The sequence below is a fragment of the Serratia sp. SA088 genome, from assembly GCF_049065515.1.
GTDB classification, from domain to species: domain Bacteria; phylum Pseudomonadota; class Gammaproteobacteria; order Enterobacterales; family Enterobacteriaceae; genus Serratia; species Serratia nematodiphila.
The window spans coordinates 44,117-61,990 of the sequence record NZ_JBAKGW010000002.1; the positions used below are offsets into that span (position 1 = coordinate 44,117).

Sequence of the window (17,874 nt, forward strand, 5' to 3'; positions counted from 1 at the left end):
AGGCATGTAGGGTAAAAACAGTTGAGGAACAGCAACATGATTATTTTTGTTACCGGCGCCACCTCCGGTTTCGGCGAGGCGATCGCGCGCCGTTTTATCCGTGAAGGCCATCGGGTGGTCGCCGCCGGGCGCCGCCTTGAGCGTCTTGAAGAGCTGCAGGAAGAACTCGGCCAAGCGCTGCACATCGTGCGGCTCGACGTACGCAACCGCGCCGCCATTCAACAGGCGATCGAAGCACTGCCGGCCGAGCTGCGCCAGATCGACGTGCTGGTGAACAACGCCGGGCTGGCGCTGGGGCTGGAGCCGGCGCACAAGGCCAACGCCGATGACTGGGAAACCATGATCGACACCAACGCCAAAGGGCTGGTGAACATGACGCGCGCGCTGTTGCCGGCCATGGTCGAGCGCAACGTCGGCCATGTGATCAACATCGGCTCCACCGCCGCCAACTGGCCTTACGCCGGCGGCAACGTGTACGGCGCCACCAAAGCGTTCGTCAAGCAGTTCAGCCTGGGCCTGCGCGCCGATCTGCACGGCACGCGCATCCGTGTGACCGATATCGAGCCGGGCCTGGTGGGCGGCACCGAATTCTCCAACGTGCGCTTCAAGGGTGATGACGGCAAGGTCAACAAAACCTACGAAGGCGCCGATGCGTTGACGCCGGAAGACATCGCCGAGTCGGTGTTCTGGGTCGCGACGTTGCCGGCGCGCGTCAACATCAACACGCTGGAAATGATGCCGGTCAGCCAGTCCTTCGCCGGGCTGAACATCCACCGCGGCGCCTGAGCCGCGACGGCGGGAGGCAACTCCCGCCGCGTTTCCTCAGGCCGCGCGCCAGCCGGAAACGATAATCAGCATGCCCGCCAGCGCCACCCCGGCGCCGACCCAATCCAGCGCAGACAGCTTCACCCCGTCCACCACCCGCAGCCACAGCAGCGCCGTCGCCACATACACACCGCCGTAAGCCGCATAGACCCGCCCGCTGGCCGCCGGATGCAGCGTCAACAGCCAGACAAACAGCATCAGGCTTAATGCCGCCGGCAGCAGCAGCCAGGCGCTGCCCTGCTTCTTCAGCCACAGGTAAGGCAGGAAACAGCCAATAATTTCAGCCAGGGCGGTGGCGAAAAACAACAGCGTGGTTTTTAACATCGGTCGCAGTTTTCTCTCGGTAAAGTAAACGAATCGGCGCTTGGCTGGTGAATTCCAGGAGCGCGGTGGTATATTTATCACCACGCCTGCGGGCGAGGTAACGCCAGTGTCGCCATCATCAGGCGCACTCACTCATAAGGATGAAACGATGAAAACATTTTCGACCCAACGACTGCTGCGCGGGATGCTGCCGGTCGCCATGCTGGCCGTTATGGGCGCCTGGCAGGCGCCGGCGCTGGCCGCCACCTGCACGCAGGGCAGCACCTGCGTCACCGTCGATGGCAAAGGCAGCGGCGCGATGAGCACCGAAGAAGCGCGCCAAAGCAAAGAGCAGTGGAATGATACCAAATCCCTGCGCCACAAGGTCAACACTCGCGTCGAGAAAGAGTTCGACAAGGCCGATCGCGCGGCGGATGACGAAGACCGCTGCAACGACAGCAACAACGTCAACGCATACTGGGAACCGGACACCCGTAAATGTCTGGATCGCCAGACCGGGCGTCGGATTAATCCTTAATCCGCCTGCGGCGGGCGGGCAAGCGTGAAACCCGGCCGCCGTTGCTGCTATCCTGTTACAGGAAGTTCATTGTCTAAAAGGATGACGTGATGAAGAAAACGCTGATATTAACCGCTGTCTTGCTGGCCGGCGCCCCATTGGCGGCTCTGGCCTCTTGTGAAAGCGTGAAAGCGGACATTTCGCAAAAAATCGTCAATAACGGCGTTCCGGAGTCCGGCTTCAAACTGGAGATCGTGCCTAACGATCAGGCCGATCAAGCGGGCGGCCAGGTGGTCGGCCACTGCGAAAACGACACCCAGAAGATCGTTTATACCCGCCTGAACAACGGCGACGATAGTGGTGACGCGGCGCAGACCGGCACCAGCCAGGACACCTCCAACGCGCAGTAAGCCGCATCGGCTACCCAGGGCGCGCAACAGCCGCGCCCTTTCCTTTTCCTTTACGCCTGCTCCGCCTCTTCCTCTTCGCCTTGCGGCCGACAACGCGCCGGGATCAGCATCGCCGCCGCCAGCGCCAGCAACGACACCAACGCCGATACCAGGAACACCCAATGCAGCGAAGCCGCCACCTGCTGGATAAGCTGCGCCAGCGCTTCGCTCCCCATGCTCTGCCGCACCGCCGGCTCCATCAGCCGCTGCACCGGATCGTCAATCTCCGGCAAACGCCACTGCAGGTTGAGGTTCAGCGTGGCGCCCAAAATCGCGGTGCCGATGGCCGAGCCCACCATGCGGGTAAACACCGTACAGGCAGTGGCAATGCCGCGAATGCTGTAATGCGCCGCGTTCTGCACCGAAACCAGAAACGTCGTGTTGCACAATCCCATGCCGGCGCCGACCATAAACGCCGCCACCCGGCCCCACAGCAGACCGCCGTTCGGCTGCAACATCAGCAGGATCAGGCCGCCCGCCACCAGCAGCAGCGCGCCCAACAGCGCCGTGGCGCGATACGAAGTCATCAGCATCAAACGGCCGCTCAGCGTGCTGGCCAGCGGCCAGCCGATCGACATCAACGCCAGCGTGGTGCCCGCCTCCAGCGGTGAGCCCCCCATCACGCCCTGAATGAAGGTGGGCAGAAAGGCGCTGATGCCCATCATCGCCGCGCCGATCACCAGCCCGCCGATGTTACCGGCGACGATCACCCGGCTTTGCCACAGCGCCAGCGGGAACAGCGGCTCAACCGCGCGCCGCTCCTGGCGGATCAGCAGCGCCAGCGACGCCGCCGCCAGCGCCAGCAGCGGCGCCACCCACCATCCGAGACTTTCCATCTGCAACAGCGCCAGCAGCAGCGCGGAAACGAACAGCGTCAGCCAGGCGGTGCCGGCCAGATCCAGCGCGTGCCGGCGCAACTGCTGATGCGCCGGCAGATAGCGCCAAAGGAAGAACATCGCCAGCAGGCCGATCGGCAGGTTGACCCAGAACACCAGCGCCCACGGCAGGTGTTGCACGATAAACGCGCCCAGCAGCGGGCCGATGATCGCCGATACGCCCCACACGCTCGACAGGTAGCCCATCACCTTCGGCCGCTCGGTGGCGCTGTAGATGTCGCCGATGATGGTGGACGCGATCGGCATGATGGCGCCGGCGCCCAATCCCTGCAATAAGCGGAAGCCGATCAGCCAATACATGTCGGGGGCGAAGCCGCACAGCACCGATCCCAGCAGGAACAGCGTCGCGCCGAAGAAAAACACCCGCTTGCGGCCGTAGAGATCCGCCAGCCGGCCGTAGATGGGAATGGTGATCGCCTGCGCCAGCAAATAGACCGCGAACACCCAGCCCAGCAGCGAGAAACCGCCGAGATCGCCGATGATGGTCGGCATGGCGGTGGCGACGATGGTGGCTTCGATCGCCGACATGAACATCGCCAGCATGCAGGCGATCAGGATCAGCGGGCGGTGGGCAATGGGTGCGGGTGAAACGTTATTTGTCATGGCGTTATGCAGGTTTCCTGGCGTTTTTATTTTCCCTGAGTATATCAGCAAGCGCCAGCGCCAAGTCTATCCGCCCTCACATCCTGCCTTTGCCGGCGGCGAATCGCACCATTTGGACTAACTGTTACGGCGTAACGTTTTGCCGTGGATTTTTTTCACTTTACCCGCATCCCAGCGCTGACGCGGGCTGCGGCGCCAATACGGGCAAACTCAATCAGCTGATTTTGTTCATAAAACTTGGCACGGTCAACGACAGGGTGCTATACCTTCCCTAGCCGGCGCCTTTGGGCTTCGTGCTTTCTCGGGTTTAAATATCAGTATCTTATGCTGATTAACTCACGTATTGAGCCTACGTTCAGCACGCTGTGCCGAACGCACCCTTCGCTCAATGTCGCTAACCTCATGCGAAACGCCCGTTTTGTACCGCCACGCCCGCCGGGCCGTGGGTAACAATCAGAGCGGAATGCGCCGTCTCGTCGGCCGCTCCGCGCAACGGAGGACGCAACATCATGCACAAGTCAGCGCCATACCGGCGCCTGCTCCTCGGGAGCCTGCTGTTTATCGCCGTCATCGCGCTGCTGGTTTACGGCATCGGTTGGGAAACCCTCAAGTCGCGCCGGGAAGATTTGATTTACCTCGGTCAGCAGCACATGTTCCTGGTGGTGTGTTCGATGCTGCTGTCGCTGCTGGTCGGCATTCCCAGCGGTATCCTGCTGAGCCGCCCTTTCGCCCGCCGCTGGGCGGAGCACGTGATGCAGATCTTTAACGTCGGCAACACCCTGCCGCCGCTGGCGGTGTTGGCATTGGCGATGGTGATCATCGGCATCGGCGACCGGCCGGCGGTGGTGGCGTTGTTCCTCGCCTCGCTGCTGCCTATCGTGCGCAATACCTATGCCGGCCTGCGTTCGGTGCCGCCAGCGCTGGTCGAGGCCGCCAACGGTATTGGCATGACCGCCGGGCAGCGGCTGCGCCAGGTCGAACTGCCCAATGCCCTGCCGGTGATCTTCGCCGGGGTGCGCATCGCGATGGCGATTAACGTCGGCACCGCGCCGCTGGCGTTTTTGATCGGCGCCAGCAGCTATGGCGAGCTGATCTTCCCCGGCATCTACCTGAACGACTTCCCGACGCTGATCCTCGGCGCCGCCGCCACCGCGCTGATCGCCCTGCTGCTCGATCTGGCGCTGGCCGGTCTCGGCCGCCGGCTCAGCCCGCACACCGCATCCTGATGGGAGAAACGCGATGACTCGATGGTTACAACGACTCCGCCACGCGCTGCTGTTCTCCTTGCTGATGACCGGCGCGGCCGCCTGGGCCGCCCCGCTGACGCTGGCGAGCAAGAACTTTACCGAACAGCGCATTCTGTCGGCGATCACCGTGCAATACCTGCGGGCCAAAGGTTTTCAGGTCGAACCCAAAACCAATCTGGCTACGGTGATCACCCGCAACGCGATGATCAACAAGCAGATCGACATGACCTGGGAATACACCGGCACCTCGCTGATCATCTTTAACCACATCAATAAGCGCATGTCGCCGCAGGAAACCTACGACACGGTGAAAAAGCTCGACGCCAAACTCGGCCTGGTGTGGCTGCAGCCGGCGGACATGAACAACACCTACGCCTTCGCCATGCAGCGCCGGCGCGCGGAAAAAGAGCAGATCCGCACGATGTCGCAGCTGGTGGCCAAAGTGGAACAGGTGCGTAAAACCGACCCGAAACACAACTGGCTGCTGGGACTGGATCTGGAATTTGCCGGCCGCTCGGACGGCCTGAAGCCGATGCAGGCGCTGTACGACATGCCGCTGGATCGCCCGCAAATCCGCCAGATGGATCCCGGCCTGGTCTACAACGCCATCCGCGACGGCTTCGTCGACGCCGGGCTGGTGTACACCACCGACGGCCGGGTGAAAGGCTTCGATCTGCAGGTGCTCGAAGACGACAAAGGCTATTTCCCGAGCTATGCGGTCACGCCGGTGGTGCGCGCCGACGTGTTGCAAAACACGCCGGGGTTGGAGGAGGCGCTGAACACGCTGTCGAAACAGTTCAACAATCAGGTGATCACCGAGCTTAACGCCAGAGTGGATATCGACTACCAGACGCCGCAACAGGTCGCCGACGCGTTCCTCAAGCAGCGCGGCCTGATTTAGGAGGCATGATGAATACCTTACTTTACGCCTGGCAAAACTGGGCCTATATCGCCGGATTGACGCTGGAACACCTGCTGCTGGTCGGCATCGCCGTCGGCCTGGCGATCCTGATCGGCGTGCCGCTCGGCGTACTGATCGTCCGCCACAAATGGCTGGCGACGCCGGTGCTGAGCCTGGCCACGCTGGTGCTGACCGTGCCCTCCATCGCCCTGTTCGGGCTGATGATCCCGCTGTTTTCCTTAATCGGCCACGGCATCGGCTACGTGCCGGCGATCACCGCGGTGTTCCTCTATTCGCTGCTGCCGATCGTGCGCAACACCCACACCGCGCTCGACAACCTGCCCGGCGGGCTGCGCGAAGCCGGCCGCGGCATCGGCATGACCTTCTGGCAACGCCTGCGCTGGGTGGAGATCCCGGTAGCGCTGCCGGTGATTTTCGGCGGCATTCGCACCGCCGTGGTGATGAATATCGGCGTGATGGCGATCGCCGCCGTGATCGGCGCCGGCGGCCTCGGCCTGCTGCTGCTCAACGGCATCAGCAGCAGCGACATCCGCCAGTTGATTACCGGCGCCGTGATGATCAGCCTGCTGGCGATCGTCCTCGATTGGTTATTGCACCGCTTGCAAATTGCGCTCACGCCCAAGGGGATCCGCTCATGATTAAATTGGAAAATCTGACCAAACAGTTCATGCAGAAGAACGGCACGCCGTTCAACGCCGTCGACAACATCAATCTGGACGTGCCGGAAGGCGAAATCTGCGTGCTGCTCGGTCCATCCGGCTGCGGCAAAACCACCACGCTGAAGATGATCAACCGCCTGATCGAACCCACCGGCGGCACCATTCTGATCAACGGCGAAGACACCAGCGCGCTGGATACCGTCAGCCTGCGCCGCAAAATCGGCTACGTCATCCAGCAGATCGGCCTGTTCCCCAACATGACCATCGAGGAGAACATCACCGTGGTGCCGCGCATGCTGGGCTGGGACAAAAAACGCTGCCACGATCGCGCCGAGGAGCTGATGAGCATGGTGGCGCTGGATCCCAAGCGCTTTTTGCACCGCTACCCGAAAGAGATGTCCGGCGGGCAGCAGCAGCGCATCGGCGTGATCCGCGCGCTGGCGGCCGATCCGCCGGTGCTGCTGATGGATGAACCCTTCGGCGCGGTGGATCCGATCAACCGCGAAACCATCCAAAACGAGTTTCTCGACATGCAGCGTCAGCTGAAGAAGACCGTGATGCTGGTCAGCCACGACATCGACGAAGCACTGAAGCTCGGCGATCGCATCGCGGTGTTCCGCCAGGGCAAGATCGTGCAGAACGCCAGCGCCGATGAGCTGCTGGCGCGCCCGGCGAACGACTTCGTCGCCTCCTTTGTCGGCCAGGATCGCACGCTGAAGCGCCTGCTGCTGGTGCAGGCCGGCGACGTGGCAGACCAACAAGAGACGGTGACGGTGCGCCGGGAAACGCCGCTGACAGAGGCATTCGGGTTGATGGACGATATCGATGCACGTTCGGTGACGGTAGTGGACGCCGACGGCAAACCGCTGGGTTACGTCAAACGCCGCGAGGCGCGCGGTGCGCCGGGGGTATGCGCCGATAGCCTGCACCGCTTTCGCGTCACCGCCCGCGCGGAAGAGAACCTGCGCGTGGTGCTGTCGAAGCTGTATGAGCACAATACGTCCTGGATGCCGATCGTCGATGAAGACGGCCGCTACAGCGGCGAAATCTCGCAGGATTATATCGCCGACTACCTCAGCTCCGGCCGCACGCGCCGGGTTCTGACGCCGCAATAACCCCCGCCGGGGCGCCGACCGCCCCGCCCATGCCGCAGTTTGATAAAGATTCACTGGTCATCGGCCGGAGCGCCAAGCACAATGCGCTGATGACCCTTTGATTTTTCTCACGACGCCGCCCACGCATGAAAAGATTGGTCCACCTGCACCACTATCGCGCCCTGCTGCGCAGCCTGTTTATCGCCGTGTTCATCGGCGTCGCCGCCGCCCTGGCGGTGTGGCTGTTCCACCGTTCGATGATTGGCCTCGAGTGGCTGTTGCTCGGCAATGCCGACGGCAGTCTGGTGGCCGCCGCCGCCGCGCTGCCCGGCTGGCGGCGCGCCCTGACGCCTGCGTTGGGCGGGCTGGCGGCGGGTCTGCTGCTGTATGTTCACCAGCGCTACCGCCACCAGCGCCCGGCGGCGCCCACCGACTATATGGAAGCGATCGAGACCGGCAACGGCAAGCTGGACACCGGCGCCAGCCTGGTGAAGTGCCTGGCGTCGCTGCTGGTGGTGTCGAGCGGCAGCGCCATCGGCCGTGAGGGCGCGATGATCCTGCTGGCGGCGCTGGTGGGCTCGCTGTTTGCCCAGCGCTTTACGCACGAGAAAGAATGGAAACTGTGGGTGGCCTGCGCCGCCGCCGCCGGGATGGCCAGCGCCTATCATGCGCCGCTGGCGGGCAGCCTGTTTATCGCCGAGATCCTGTTCGGCACCCTGATGCTGGCCTCGCTCGGCCCGGTGGTGATCGCCGCGGTCAGCGCCCTGCTGATGACCAACCTGCTCAACGGCGGCCAGGCGCCGCTCTACCTGGTGACGCCGCTCGCCGCCCCCTTGCCGACGCAATACCTGCTGATGGCGCTGGTCGGCGTGGTGGCCGGCGCCGGCGGGCCGCTGTTTTTATGGTTGATGACCGCCACCGGCCGCGCGTTCCGATCGCTGCGCCTGAAGCCGCCGCTGCAGCTGGCGCTGGGCGGCCTGATCGTCGGGCTGCTTTCGCTGTTGTTCCCGCAGGTATGGGGCAATGGCTACAGCGTGGTGCAGGCGCTGCTGATCGCGCCGCCGGGGGTGTTGCTGCTGGGGGCGATCCTGGTATGCAAGCTGTTGGCGATCCTCGCCAGCAGCGGGTCGGGCGCGCCCGGCGGGGTCTTCACCCCGACGCTGTTCGTCGGCGCCGCGCTCGGTTCGATGATCGGCCAGCTGTTCGGCCTGTGGCCGGGCATGGATACGGCGGTGCCGCTGCTGCTGGCGCTGACCGGCATGGCTACCCTGCTGGCCGCCACCACCCATGCGCCGATCATGGCGGCGCTGATGGTATTTGAAATGACCGGCGAATACGCGCTGCTGCCCGGCATTCTGCTGGCCTGCGTGATCGCCACCACCGTGTCGCGCGGCCTGCGGCCGGTATCGGTCTACCACACCGCGCCGCCGCCCAAACGCGAGGCTTAAAACTCGCCCTGCTGCAGCAGCTTCCTGAACTGCGGGCACTGCAGGTGCTCCGGTTCAGGGCAATCGACCATGTGCTGCAAACCGGCGCGCACCTGCCCCAGACGCCGCAGGGTGCGATCCAGTTCTTCAATCCGCGCCGCCAGCAGCCGGCGATCGAGGGCGATGCGCCCCCGCTCGTCAAACAGCGAGGCGATCTCATCCAGCGTGAATCCCGCCAGCCGCCCAAGGGCGATCAGCTTCAGTTGATCCAGCACGCCGGCGGCGTATTGGCGACGTAAACCGTTGCGGCCTATCGAGGCGATCAGCCCCTTTTTCTCGTAATGCCGCAGCGCCGAGGGCGCGATGCCGCTCAAACGCGCCACCTCGCCAATATCCAGTTCTTTTTCCATTGACTTGAAGTCGACTTTAAGTTGCACACTGTGCGCACATTACACCATGAGTGACTTTAAGGACACGAAAATGACGACAGAAATTTTACTGATGATTGTGCTGACCGGGGTGGGCGCCACGCTGTGCACCGATCTGTGGGCCATCGTGCAAAAGCGCGTGCTGGGCATCCCGCCCCTTAACTACGCGCTGGTCGGCCGCTGGTTTATCGGCCTGTTCGACGGCCGGTTTTATCACGCTCCGATCATGGCTGCGCCGGTGCGGTGGGGAGAAAAAGCGATGGGATGGCTGCTGCACTACGCGATCGGCGTCGCCTTCGCCTTTATCCCGCTCGGCTTGGCGGGCATCGCGTGGTACGCCGCGCCGACGCCGCTGGTCGCGCTGTTGAGCGGCTGGCTGAGCCTGGCGGCGCCCTTCTTCGTGATGCAGCCGGCGTTGGGCTTTGGCGTGGCGGCGGCGAACACCCCCAATCCGACGCGTAGCCGCATCATCAGCCTGCTGGTGCATACGGTGTACGGCCTGGGGCTGTTTGTCTCCGCCCGTTTGTTGGCCCCTTTCCTGGCCTGAGCGCGCTAGCGCAGCAGCGTGGAGATGTCGAGATAGTGCGCCAGTTCGCGCTGCTCCGCGCGCGGCAGATACGGGATTTCACCCAGCAGCGGCGCAGAAATGCGCTGCTGCAGCGCCGCGATGGTTTCAGCATAGTGAGCCAACCCCGGGTTGATGCGGTTGGCGACCCAGCCCAGCAACGGCAGGCCGTCGTTGATAATCGACTGTGCGGTCAGCAACGCGTGGCTGACGCAGCCCAGCTTGATGCCCACCACCAGCACCACCGGCAGCTGTTCCTGCACCACCCACTCGGCGTAAGGCCGCAGATCGTTCATCAGTACCCGCCAACCGCCGCTGCCTTCCACCACCACCGTATCGGCTTTGGTCGACAGATCCCGCAGACCGCTGCTCATCACGCCATAGTTGATGTCCTCGGTCGCATGCGCATGAAACACCTCATCCAGGCAGGTGATGGGATTGATCTCCTCGTAGGACAGCGGCAGGGTTGAAGATGCCTGCAATACCAAAGCGTCTTTATTGCGGATGCCCTCGCTGGTTTCCTGGCAGCGCGCGGCGATCGGCTTGTAGCCGGCCACCGAACGGCCTTCGGCGGCCAGCGCCTGCATCAACCCGCGGGAAACCACGGTTTTACCGACGTCGGTATCCGTGCCTGTCACAAATAAACGCTTCAACATGAATAAAATGCCCCAGAATGCCCCGTTAACAATGTATCGCCGCACCGGCGGCGAAGAAGTCTTTCGGAAAAATTCTAGGGGATGCTGCCGCTTAGGGGCTTGAGGTAGCTCAATCTTTTGCGGAATTAATAAGAGGTTCTGATGTTAGCCTTGCAGCAGCTGCACCAGCAATGAACCGTTATACAGCGCCTCTTTCACCAGCGCCGCGCCGGGCATGGTGCCCTGATTGAAGAACTGCGTGGATTCGACCTTGACCTGCTCGCTGTAGGCCGGCAGCGCCTGCTGGCGAATGCAGGAGGCGATGGCCGGGTGCAGGATCTCCGCCGCGCGGTTGAGCGGCGAGCCCACCAGGATCTTCTCGGGATTGAACAGGTTGACCATGATAGCCAGAATGCGCCCCACGCTGTGGCCGACGCCGAGAATGATGTCCCGCGCCAGCTGATCGCCCGCCAGCGCGGCGTCGCACAGCGATTCGACGGTCAGCGGCGCGCCGTGCAGGCTGGAGCTCATCGAGCCGCTTAGCCGCTGCTGGGCGATCTCCAGCATGTTCTCAATGCTGGCCACGGTTTCGAGACAGCCGTGGTTGCCGCAGTAACAGCGTTTGCCGTAGGGATCGACCTGGGTGTGGCCGATCTCCACCACGCTGTGGCTGCCGGCGTGCAACACATGGCCGCCGGTGATCACCCCGGCGCCGACGTTGTGGTCGATCACCACCTGAATCACGTTCTGGCTGCCGCGCGAGGCGCCGTACAGCGCCTCGGCCATGGTCCAGGCGCTGATGTCGTGCTGCAGGTAAACCGGCAGGCCGGTGCGGGTTTCCAGCGCCGGGCCGAGCGGCATCTCCAGCACGTCGTAAAACGGCATGCGGTGCACCACGCCGGACTGCACATCGATCATGCCCGGCAGCGTAATGGCGATCGCCGTCAGCCGTTCCAGCTTGCTTTGGTGGCGGATAAAGAACTGATCGACTTCGGTCAGGATGCGTTTCAGCAGCGGTTCGGGGTGTTCGGCCGCCAGCGGCAGCTGTTCCTCCACCACCAGCTTGCTGCTGAGATCGCGCAGCGCCAGCGTGATGCTGCCGCGGCTGATGCGGGCGGACAGGTAGTGCCAGGCTTCGGTGTCCAACACCAGCCCCACCGCCGGGCGCCCCCGGCTGCCGATCTCCTGGTACTCGGTTTCCTTGACCAAATGGGCTTCCAGCAGCTCGCGCACGATCTTGGTGATGCTGGCGGGCGCCAGCTGCGCGCGTTTTGACAGTTCGATGCGCGAAATCGGACCCAGTTGATCGATTAGCCGATAAACCGCCCCCGCATTGGTCTGTTTGATTTGATCGATATGCCCAGGCTGCCCAACCGCAATCACAAACCGGCTCCTACTATTTTTCGCGCTTCTAAATAAAGACTAGGGGTTATGGTGGGGCTTTTGTCATACAGCGTCAACTATTTGATTCGTTATGTGATTTGCTGCACAAATTCCTCGCAATTTCAGCGTGAATTGATTTTTATTTGCCCAAGCTCAACGTCATTTCAGCATCAACGCCATCAGCGACTGCGCCGCCGCGGTCAACGGCCGCCGGCGGTGGTGCACCAGCCACACTTCGGTGGTGGCGTCCGGCTCCGCCAGCGGCAAATAGCGCACGCCGTCCACCCGCACCCGGGCGAAAGACGCCGGCAGAATCGAAACTCCCAACCCGGCGGAGACCAGCCCGATGATAGTCATCGCTTCCCCCACTTCCTGGGTGATATACGGGGTGATGCCGGCCTTGCCGAGCAGCAGCAGAATTTCGTCGTACAGCGCGGTGCCCACTTCGCGCGAGAAGAACACGAACGGCTCCCGCGCCAAATGTTGAAACCGCAGCGCGCCGCCGGGCGTTTCCGCCAGCGGATGCCCTTCCGGCACTACCGCCACCAGCGGTTCACGCAGCAGCAGCTGATAGTGCAGCGCTTCCGGCAGCCGCGTGTTGCGCATCACCCCCAGATCCAGTTCGCCGTTCAGCAGCGGTTCGATCTGCTGTTTGGTGTTGATTTCGCGCATCTTGATGTGCACCTGCGGGGACTGCTGGCGAAAGGCGCGCAGGCTGCGCGCCACCACGCCGATAAAGGGCGCGGAAGAGGTAAAGCCGATGGTCATTTCCCCCAGTTCGCCGCGATCCAGGCGCGCCGCCTTTTCCGCCGCGCGGCCGACCTGATCGAGCACCTGATAGGCTTCTTTGAGGAACATCTCCCCGGCCTGGGTCAAACTGACGTTGCGGTTGTTGCGCGCCAGCAGCCGCGCGCCGACCATCTCTTCCAGCGCCTGAATTTGCTGGCTGAGCGGCGGCTGGGAGATGCGCAACCGCTCGGCGGCGCGGCCAAAATGCAGCTCTTCGGCCACGGCGATAAAGTAACGCAGGTGTCTCAACTCGATATTCATATTTAAAAAGTCTTAATTGTAATTATTAATATATTAGACAAAAAATTCGCCGCTCCCTATCATTTTGTTATCTGCAAAGTGTCTGTTTATCTCCCCGAAGTTCGGTAAGGAAACGCTGTGACAACCCCTGTGCGTTCTGCGGCCGTGATGCCGTCGACGCTGGCCGCCAACGATGACGCGGCCGCTGCGCCAAAAGTAAAACGCTCCACCCTCAACAATAAACTCCCCTATATCGAACGCGGCACGCCGCAGTTTATGCGCGTCACGCTGGCGCTGTTTTCCGCCGGGCTGGCGACCTTCGCGTTGCTTTACTGCGTGCAGCCGATCCTGCCGGTGCTGTCGCAAGACTTCGGCGTCTCGCCGGCGGAAAGCAGCCTGTCGCTCTCGGTCTCCACCGGCCTGCTGGCGATCGGCCTGATGTTTACCGGGCCGCTGTCCGACGCCATCGGCCGCAAGTCGGTGATGGTGGTGGCGCTGCTGCTGGCGGCGGTTTGCACGTTGATTTGCGCCTTTATGACCAGCTGGCACGGCATTTTACTGATGCGCGCATTGATCGGCCTGTCGCTGAGCGGCGTCGCCGCGGTCGGCATGACCTACCTCAGCGAAGAGATCCACCCCAGCTTCGTCGCCTTCTCGATGGGGTTGTACATCAGCGGCAACTCGATCGGCGGCATGAGCGGCCGTCTGGTGACCGGGGTGCTGACCGACTTCTTCTCCTGGCGCGTCTCGCTCGGGGTCATCGGTCTGTTCGCCCTCGCCGCCGCCTGCATGTTCTGGCGCATCCTGCCCGCTTCGCGGCATTTTCGCGCCAGCTCGCTGCGCCCGCGCACCCTGCTGATCAACTTCAAACTGCATTGGCACGATAAAGGGTTGCCGCTGCTGTTCGCGGAAGGTTTCCTGCTGATGGGCAGCTTCGTCACCCTGTTCAACTACATCGGTTATCGCCTGCTGGCGGATCCTTATCACCTGAGCCAGGCGATCGTCGGCCTGCTGTCGGTGGTGTACCTCACCGGCTCCTACAGTTCGCCCAAGGCCGGCGCGCTCACCTCGCGCTTCGGGCGCGGCCCGGTGCTGCTGGCGTCGATCGTGATTATGCTGATCGGGATCCTGATTACCGCGCTGCCGCAGGTGCCGGCGATCTTTATCGGCATGATGCTGTTCACCGCCGGTTTCTTCGCCGCCCACTCGGTGGCCAGCAGCTGGATCGGCCGCCGTGCGCGCCGCGCCAAAGGCCAGGCGTCGTCGCTGTATCTGTTCTGCTATTACGTCGGCTCCAGCGTGGCCGGCACCCTGGGCGGCGTGTTCTGGCACAGCTTCGGCTGGAATGGCGTGGCGGCATTTATCAGCCTGATGCTATTGCTGGCGCTGCTGGTGGTGCATTACCTGAAACGGCTGCCGGAAGCGGCGCGCCTGTGAATGGAAAAAGCCGCGGTGGTTAGCCGCGGCTCGTCATGCCATAGCCCGTGATTATTGACCGGGTTGCCAGCGAGTTTGCAGGTACTCCACCGCCTTGTCCGTTTGCGGCTCGGTCAGATAACGTTGCCGGAACAGGATGGTTCCCCCCATCCCCGGCAGGCTCTCGTTGAGATCCAACTGCCTTTTCAGCTCGGGGACGCCGCCGTCGACGGTCCAGGCCGGCTCGCTGGCCGATGGCGTGCCCACTTTATACAGCGCCACCCCGGCATAGAGCCGAACCGGCGTGTCTTTCACCACCTCGGCCCACCAGTTGGCCAGCACGTCGTAGCGAACAATTTCACGATCGAAAGGCCAATACAGCTGCGGCGCGATATAGTCGAGCAGCCCCAGTTTGACCCACTGGCGCGTATCGGCATAGGCCGTATCGTACGACGGCGCGCCGGCCCGCGTCGCCGAACCGGCAGGATCGTCCGCTTTTTTTCGCCATACGCCCGCCGGGCTGACGCCAAACGCGACCGCGGGCTTCAGTGCTTTGACGGTGGCGGAAACCTGTTTTATCAATTGCAGCGTGTTGTCTCTTCGCCAGTCGGCCTTGTCTGCAAACCCTTTGCCGTATGCGCGATACGTCTTTTCATCATCCAGCGGCGATTGCGGCGTTTCGTAATAGAAATAATCGTCAAACTGAATGCCGTCGACATCGTAGTTTTTGACGACTTCAGCCACCACGCCGGTGATCCAGTTGCGCACCTCGGGCAGGCCGGGGTCGAGCACGAAGCGATCGCTGGCGGTGCGTATCCAGTCGGGATGCAGCGCATAGACGCTGGCCGGCGGCGACTGCAGCGTATGATTGAGTGCATCAATCGTTTGCTGTCGGGTATTCATGGAAACCCGATAAGGGTTCAGCCAGGCATGCACTTTGATGCCGCGTCGGTGCGCTTCTGTCAGCATAAAGGCCAGCGGATCATAACCCGGATCCTGGCCCACGGTGCCGGTCAATACCTCCGACCAGGGCAAGATGTCAGAACGCCACAGGGCCGTGCCGTCCGGTTTAACCTGAAAATACACCGTGTTAATCCCGGTTTTCACCATGTCGTCCAGCGCGTCCGTCAGCCCCTGCTTCTGCAGACGCACCCGCTCTTGCATGGATTCCGCTTTCAGCGAGGCCGCCGGCGGCCAGTCCAAGCCAATGACCGTGGCCAGCCAGATGCCCCGCATCGGCGTTGCCGGCGGTACAGGCTGCGGAGGCTTTTCCGGCTCAGGGGGTTTGGCGCATCCGCTCACGCCCAGCATGGCGGCCATCAACAGCCATCCGCCTAGTTTTGTTGCGCCTGTCGGCATAAATGTTCTCCTTCCGTGAGTGACGGTTATCCCATGTCGCGGCGTGCGGAGCAAGAAACCGCCCGCTTTATCAACGCGGTTTAGCTACCGGCGCCGCCCTTCTCAGACGACGCCTCTCCTTATCCCATCACCAGCTCAGCCCCGTCCCGCGAGGGAACGCCACCTTGCCGGTATTGGTTTGCTCATCGTAGTCATGCCAGGTATTAACCGGCAGTTTTCCGTGCGGTCTGATTTTCCCCGTCAGCACCTGCGCCAGCGATATCATCGAAGGGCCACGCCATACGCCGCTGTCATACCCGTAGTAAGAATAGGTGGCGACAGCCGCATCCACGTCTGCGGCATAGTTCACGATATCGTAAGGCGCGCGCAATGAGAGGTGAACGCGTTTTTTCCCCTGCTCGGCGGCGTATTTCAGCCAGCCCGGATAAGGGCTGCTGTCATTACCCGATCCGGTGGCGGCGGTCACGACCCCATCCTGCTCGGCAGGCGTAAAGCGGGTTGAGAGGGTTCCAAGCAAGAACACGTCGCAGCCGGCAATATGTTCCCTGACCTGGGCGTCGCTCAGTTCCGTTTCCTTCGCGGCCACGACGTTCTGGTAGCCCTCCTGCGCCATCACGTTCGCAATGCCGTTGGCCTGCTCGCCCCACGGAGTCAGAATAAAGTAGCGCAGCGCTTTGTCCTTTAACGGCAGCAGACATTGACGGTTGATAACCACGGTAATGGAACGATCGGCAATCCGTTTCTCCAGCTGATGCGCGGAGGACGAAACGTCGTGGGAACAGGGTTTATCGCTATGGCCCATCAGGTGATGGCGCAATTTGAGGCGCAAAATGCGCTCGACAGAGGCATCAATATCGGCCTCGCTGAGATGCCCGGTTTTCACCCGCTGCGCAATGTAGCGGATAAGCTCGGGCAGCAGGCTCGCCTGCGCCGGCGAGGCGATGCTGACAGGCATCAGAGCAATATCCACCCCGGCGGTAAACACGTTTTCAGCCGCTGTTTGCTGGCTGAAATGCTCGGCAATCGCGCCCATATCCAGCGCGTCTGAAATCGTTACGCCGGCATAACCCAGCTCATTGCGCAGGATCTGGGTCTGGATTTCGCGCGACATGGTGGCCGGCACCGTGATTTTTTCACCGTTGCGGGTGTCGATCTGGCTGTTATCCAGTGCGGGGTACTGAATATGCGCAGTCATCACCATATCCGGCGCCGCGCAGCGATCAATGGCCTGTTTATAAGGGGCGATATCAATGGCAAAAGCTTCTTCCCGCGTACGATCGACGCGCGGCAAACCGGTATGCGAGTCGGTGGAGGTGCTGCCATGGCCGGGGAAGTGTTTGTACGCGGTGATCAGCCCCTGCTGTTTCATGCCCGCCACCATGTTTTCCGCCAGGCGGGCAACGGTGTTCTTATCATCGCTGAAGGCGCGAACGTTAATCACCGGGTTGAACGGGTTGGTGTTGACGTCCACGACCGGGGCAAAGTTGGTATTGATATGCAACGCGCGCATATCCTGGGCCATCAGTTTGCCCTGTTCAACGGCGAGCTGTTTATCCGCACCGCCCTCGATCGCCGCCGCCAGCGCCATATTGCCGGGGAATGAGGCGTAGTCGCCGCGCGGCAGCCGGAAAACGTTACCGCCTTCGTTATCCGTGCCAATAAACAAACGAACGCCCGCGTGGGTTTTCAGCGCGGCATACCAGGCCGTCAACGTTTTGATCTGCTGCTTGTCTTTCAGATTATTGGCAAACAGGATCACCCCACCGATGTGGTTATCGGTGATCAGCTTGCCAATGGCTGCATCGGGAACGGTCATATCCTGATTGCTGCTACCGTTCTGATCCCAGTAGCGAAAATCCAGCATGATTTTTTGCCCGATCTTCTCTTCCAGCGTCATGTTTTTGACTTTCTGTTTAATATCCACAGTAAACCTCCGTTTAAAGCACCCGTTAATGACAGAAGAAAAGATAACCCGAGGGGCTCATAGCGTCCTGCCATTCTGTTTGTTCCAGCGATTGGACAACGGCAAGCGGAAAATGGATCAAACAAAATATCAACCAACAGAAAAAATCCATCAATGAATCAAACCCCTATCAATGCAAAGTCTATTTCACACC

18 protein-coding genes are annotated in these 17,874 nt (G+C 62.0%); 10 read left to right on the plus strand and 8 right to left on the minus strand.

What is annotated here, in order from left to right:
• The first annotated feature begins 36 nt into the window (after positions 1-36).
• The gene (gene ydfG / locus ACOWVD_RS05075; RefSeq protein ID WP_274851901.1) at positions 37-786 is read left to right on the plus strand and encodes a bifunctional NADP-dependent 3-hydroxy acid dehydrogenase/3-hydroxypropionate dehydrogenase YdfG; all 750 of its coding nucleotides are present in this window, start codon (positions 37-39) and stop codon (positions 784-786) included.
• Between the two features lie 36 nt (positions 787-822).
• Here the strand turns inward: ydfG and ACOWVD_RS05080 are convergent, their stop codons facing one another.
• Positions 823-1,149: a YnfA family protein gene (locus ACOWVD_RS05080; protein ID WP_004938563.1), complete on the minus strand. Its 327-nt coding sequence runs from the start codon at positions 1,147-1,149 to the stop codon at positions 823-825.
• A gap of 148 nt (positions 1,150-1,297) precedes the next feature.
• On the opposite strand from ACOWVD_RS05080, the gene ACOWVD_RS05085 reads away from it, so the two are divergent.
• Positions 1,298-1,666, plus strand: coding sequence for a DUF1283 family protein (locus ACOWVD_RS05085; protein ID WP_004938560.1), 369 nt, complete (start codon positions 1,298-1,300; stop codon positions 1,664-1,666).
• A gap of 89 nt (positions 1,667-1,755) precedes the next feature.
• On the plus strand, positions 1,756-2,055 hold the full coding sequence (locus ACOWVD_RS05090) for a DUF1161 domain-containing protein (RefSeq protein ID WP_004938557.1): 300 nt from the start codon (positions 1,756-1,758) through the stop codon (positions 2,053-2,055).
• Positions 2,056-2,105: 50 nt separating this feature from the next.
• Here the strand turns inward: ACOWVD_RS05090 and ACOWVD_RS05095 are convergent, their stop codons facing one another.
• Positions 2,106-3,593 (minus strand): MDR family MFS transporter, encoded by a 1,488-nt coding sequence (locus ACOWVD_RS05095; protein ID WP_016927859.1) that lies wholly within the window; start codon positions 3,591-3,593, stop codon positions 2,106-2,108.
• Between the two features lie 509 nt (positions 3,594-4,102).
• Here ACOWVD_RS05095 and ACOWVD_RS05100 point away from each other — a divergent pair.
• The 5 genes from ACOWVD_RS05100 (at position 4,103) to clcB (ending at position 8,963) form a co-directional block, all read left to right on the plus strand.
• Positions 4,103-4,819: an ABC transporter permease gene (locus ACOWVD_RS05100; RefSeq protein ID WP_004938551.1), complete on the plus strand. Its 717-nt coding sequence runs from the start codon at positions 4,103-4,105 to the stop codon at positions 4,817-4,819.
• A gap of 64 nt (positions 4,820-4,883) precedes the next feature.
• A complete protein-coding gene (locus ACOWVD_RS05105) occupies positions 4,884-5,741 on the plus strand; it encodes a glycine betaine ABC transporter substrate-binding protein (RefSeq protein ID WP_229705511.1) in 858 nt (285 codons plus the stop codon).
• An 8-nt stretch (positions 5,742-5,749) separates the two neighbouring features.
• The gene (osmW, locus tag ACOWVD_RS05110; RefSeq protein ID WP_004938544.1) at positions 5,750-6,400 is read left to right on the plus strand and encodes an osmoprotectant ABC transporter permease OsmW; all 651 of its coding nucleotides are present in this window, start codon (positions 5,750-5,752) and stop codon (positions 6,398-6,400) included.
• Positions 6,397-7,536, plus strand: a complete 1,140-nt coding sequence (gene osmV, locus ACOWVD_RS05115) for an osmoprotectant ABC transporter ATP-binding protein OsmV (protein WP_021505258.1) — start codon at positions 6,397-6,399, stop codon at positions 7,534-7,536. The genes osmW and osmV overlap by 4 nt, the downstream gene beginning before the upstream one ends.
• A gap of 125 nt (positions 7,537-7,661) precedes the next feature.
• Positions 7,662-8,963 (plus strand): voltage-gated ClC-type chloride channel ClcB, encoded by a 1,302-nt coding sequence (gene clcB, locus ACOWVD_RS05120; protein WP_049241176.1) that lies wholly within the window; start codon positions 7,662-7,664, stop codon positions 8,961-8,963.
• On the opposite strand, the gene ACOWVD_RS05125 is transcribed toward clcB, so the two are convergent.
• Entirely contained in the window at positions 8,960-9,352 is a 393-nt protein-coding gene (locus tag ACOWVD_RS05125) for a helix-turn-helix domain-containing protein (RefSeq protein ID WP_049241177.1), read from the minus strand. The genes clcB and ACOWVD_RS05125 overlap by 4 nt on opposite strands.
• Before the next feature lie 70 nt (positions 9,353-9,422).
• Here ACOWVD_RS05125 and ACOWVD_RS05130 point away from each other — a divergent pair, with 70 nt between their 5' ends.
• Positions 9,423-9,917, plus strand: a complete 495-nt coding sequence (locus ACOWVD_RS05130; protein WP_164095055.1) for a DUF2938 family protein — start codon at positions 9,423-9,425, stop codon at positions 9,915-9,917.
• 5 nt (positions 9,918-9,922) lie between these two features.
• Here the strand turns inward: ACOWVD_RS05130 and bioD are convergent, their stop codons facing one another.
• The 3 genes from bioD to ACOWVD_RS05145 form a co-directional block, all read right to left on the minus strand.
• Positions 9,923-10,591, minus strand: coding sequence for a dethiobiotin synthase (bioD, locus tag ACOWVD_RS05135; RefSeq protein WP_164095054.1), 669 nt, complete (start codon positions 10,589-10,591; stop codon positions 9,923-9,925).
• Positions 10,592-10,735: 144 nt separating this feature from the next.
• Entirely contained in the window at positions 10,736-11,953 is a 1,218-nt protein-coding gene (mlc, locus tag ACOWVD_RS05140; RefSeq protein WP_004938526.1) for a sugar metabolism global transcriptional regulator Mlc, read from the minus strand.
• Between the two features lie 159 nt (positions 11,954-12,112).
• Positions 12,113-13,003 carry a LysR family transcriptional regulator gene (locus ACOWVD_RS05145; protein WP_004938523.1) on the minus strand — a complete coding sequence of 297 codons (891 nt, stop codon included), beginning with the start codon at positions 13,001-13,003 and terminating at the stop codon, positions 12,113-12,115.
• A 147-nt stretch (positions 13,004-13,150) separates the two neighbouring features.
• On the opposite strand from ACOWVD_RS05145, the gene ACOWVD_RS05150 reads away from it, so the two are divergent.
• Complete coding sequence (locus ACOWVD_RS05150; protein ID WP_031300458.1) at positions 13,151-14,419, plus strand: MFS transporter; 1,269 nt, start codon at positions 13,151-13,153, stop codon at positions 14,417-14,419.
• Positions 14,420-14,470: 51 nt separating this feature from the next.
• Here ACOWVD_RS05150 and ACOWVD_RS05155 read toward each other — a convergent pair whose 3' ends face one another.
• Entirely contained in the window at positions 14,471-15,757 is a 1,287-nt protein-coding gene (locus ACOWVD_RS05155; protein WP_421105486.1) for a glycoside hydrolase family 10 protein, read from the minus strand.
• Positions 15,758-15,884: 127 nt separating this feature from the next.
• Entirely contained in the window at positions 15,885-17,681 is a 1,797-nt protein-coding gene (locus ACOWVD_RS05160) for a glycoside hydrolase family 3 N-terminal domain-containing protein (protein ID WP_421105487.1), read from the minus strand.
• Positions 17,682-17,874 lie beyond the last annotated feature (193 nt).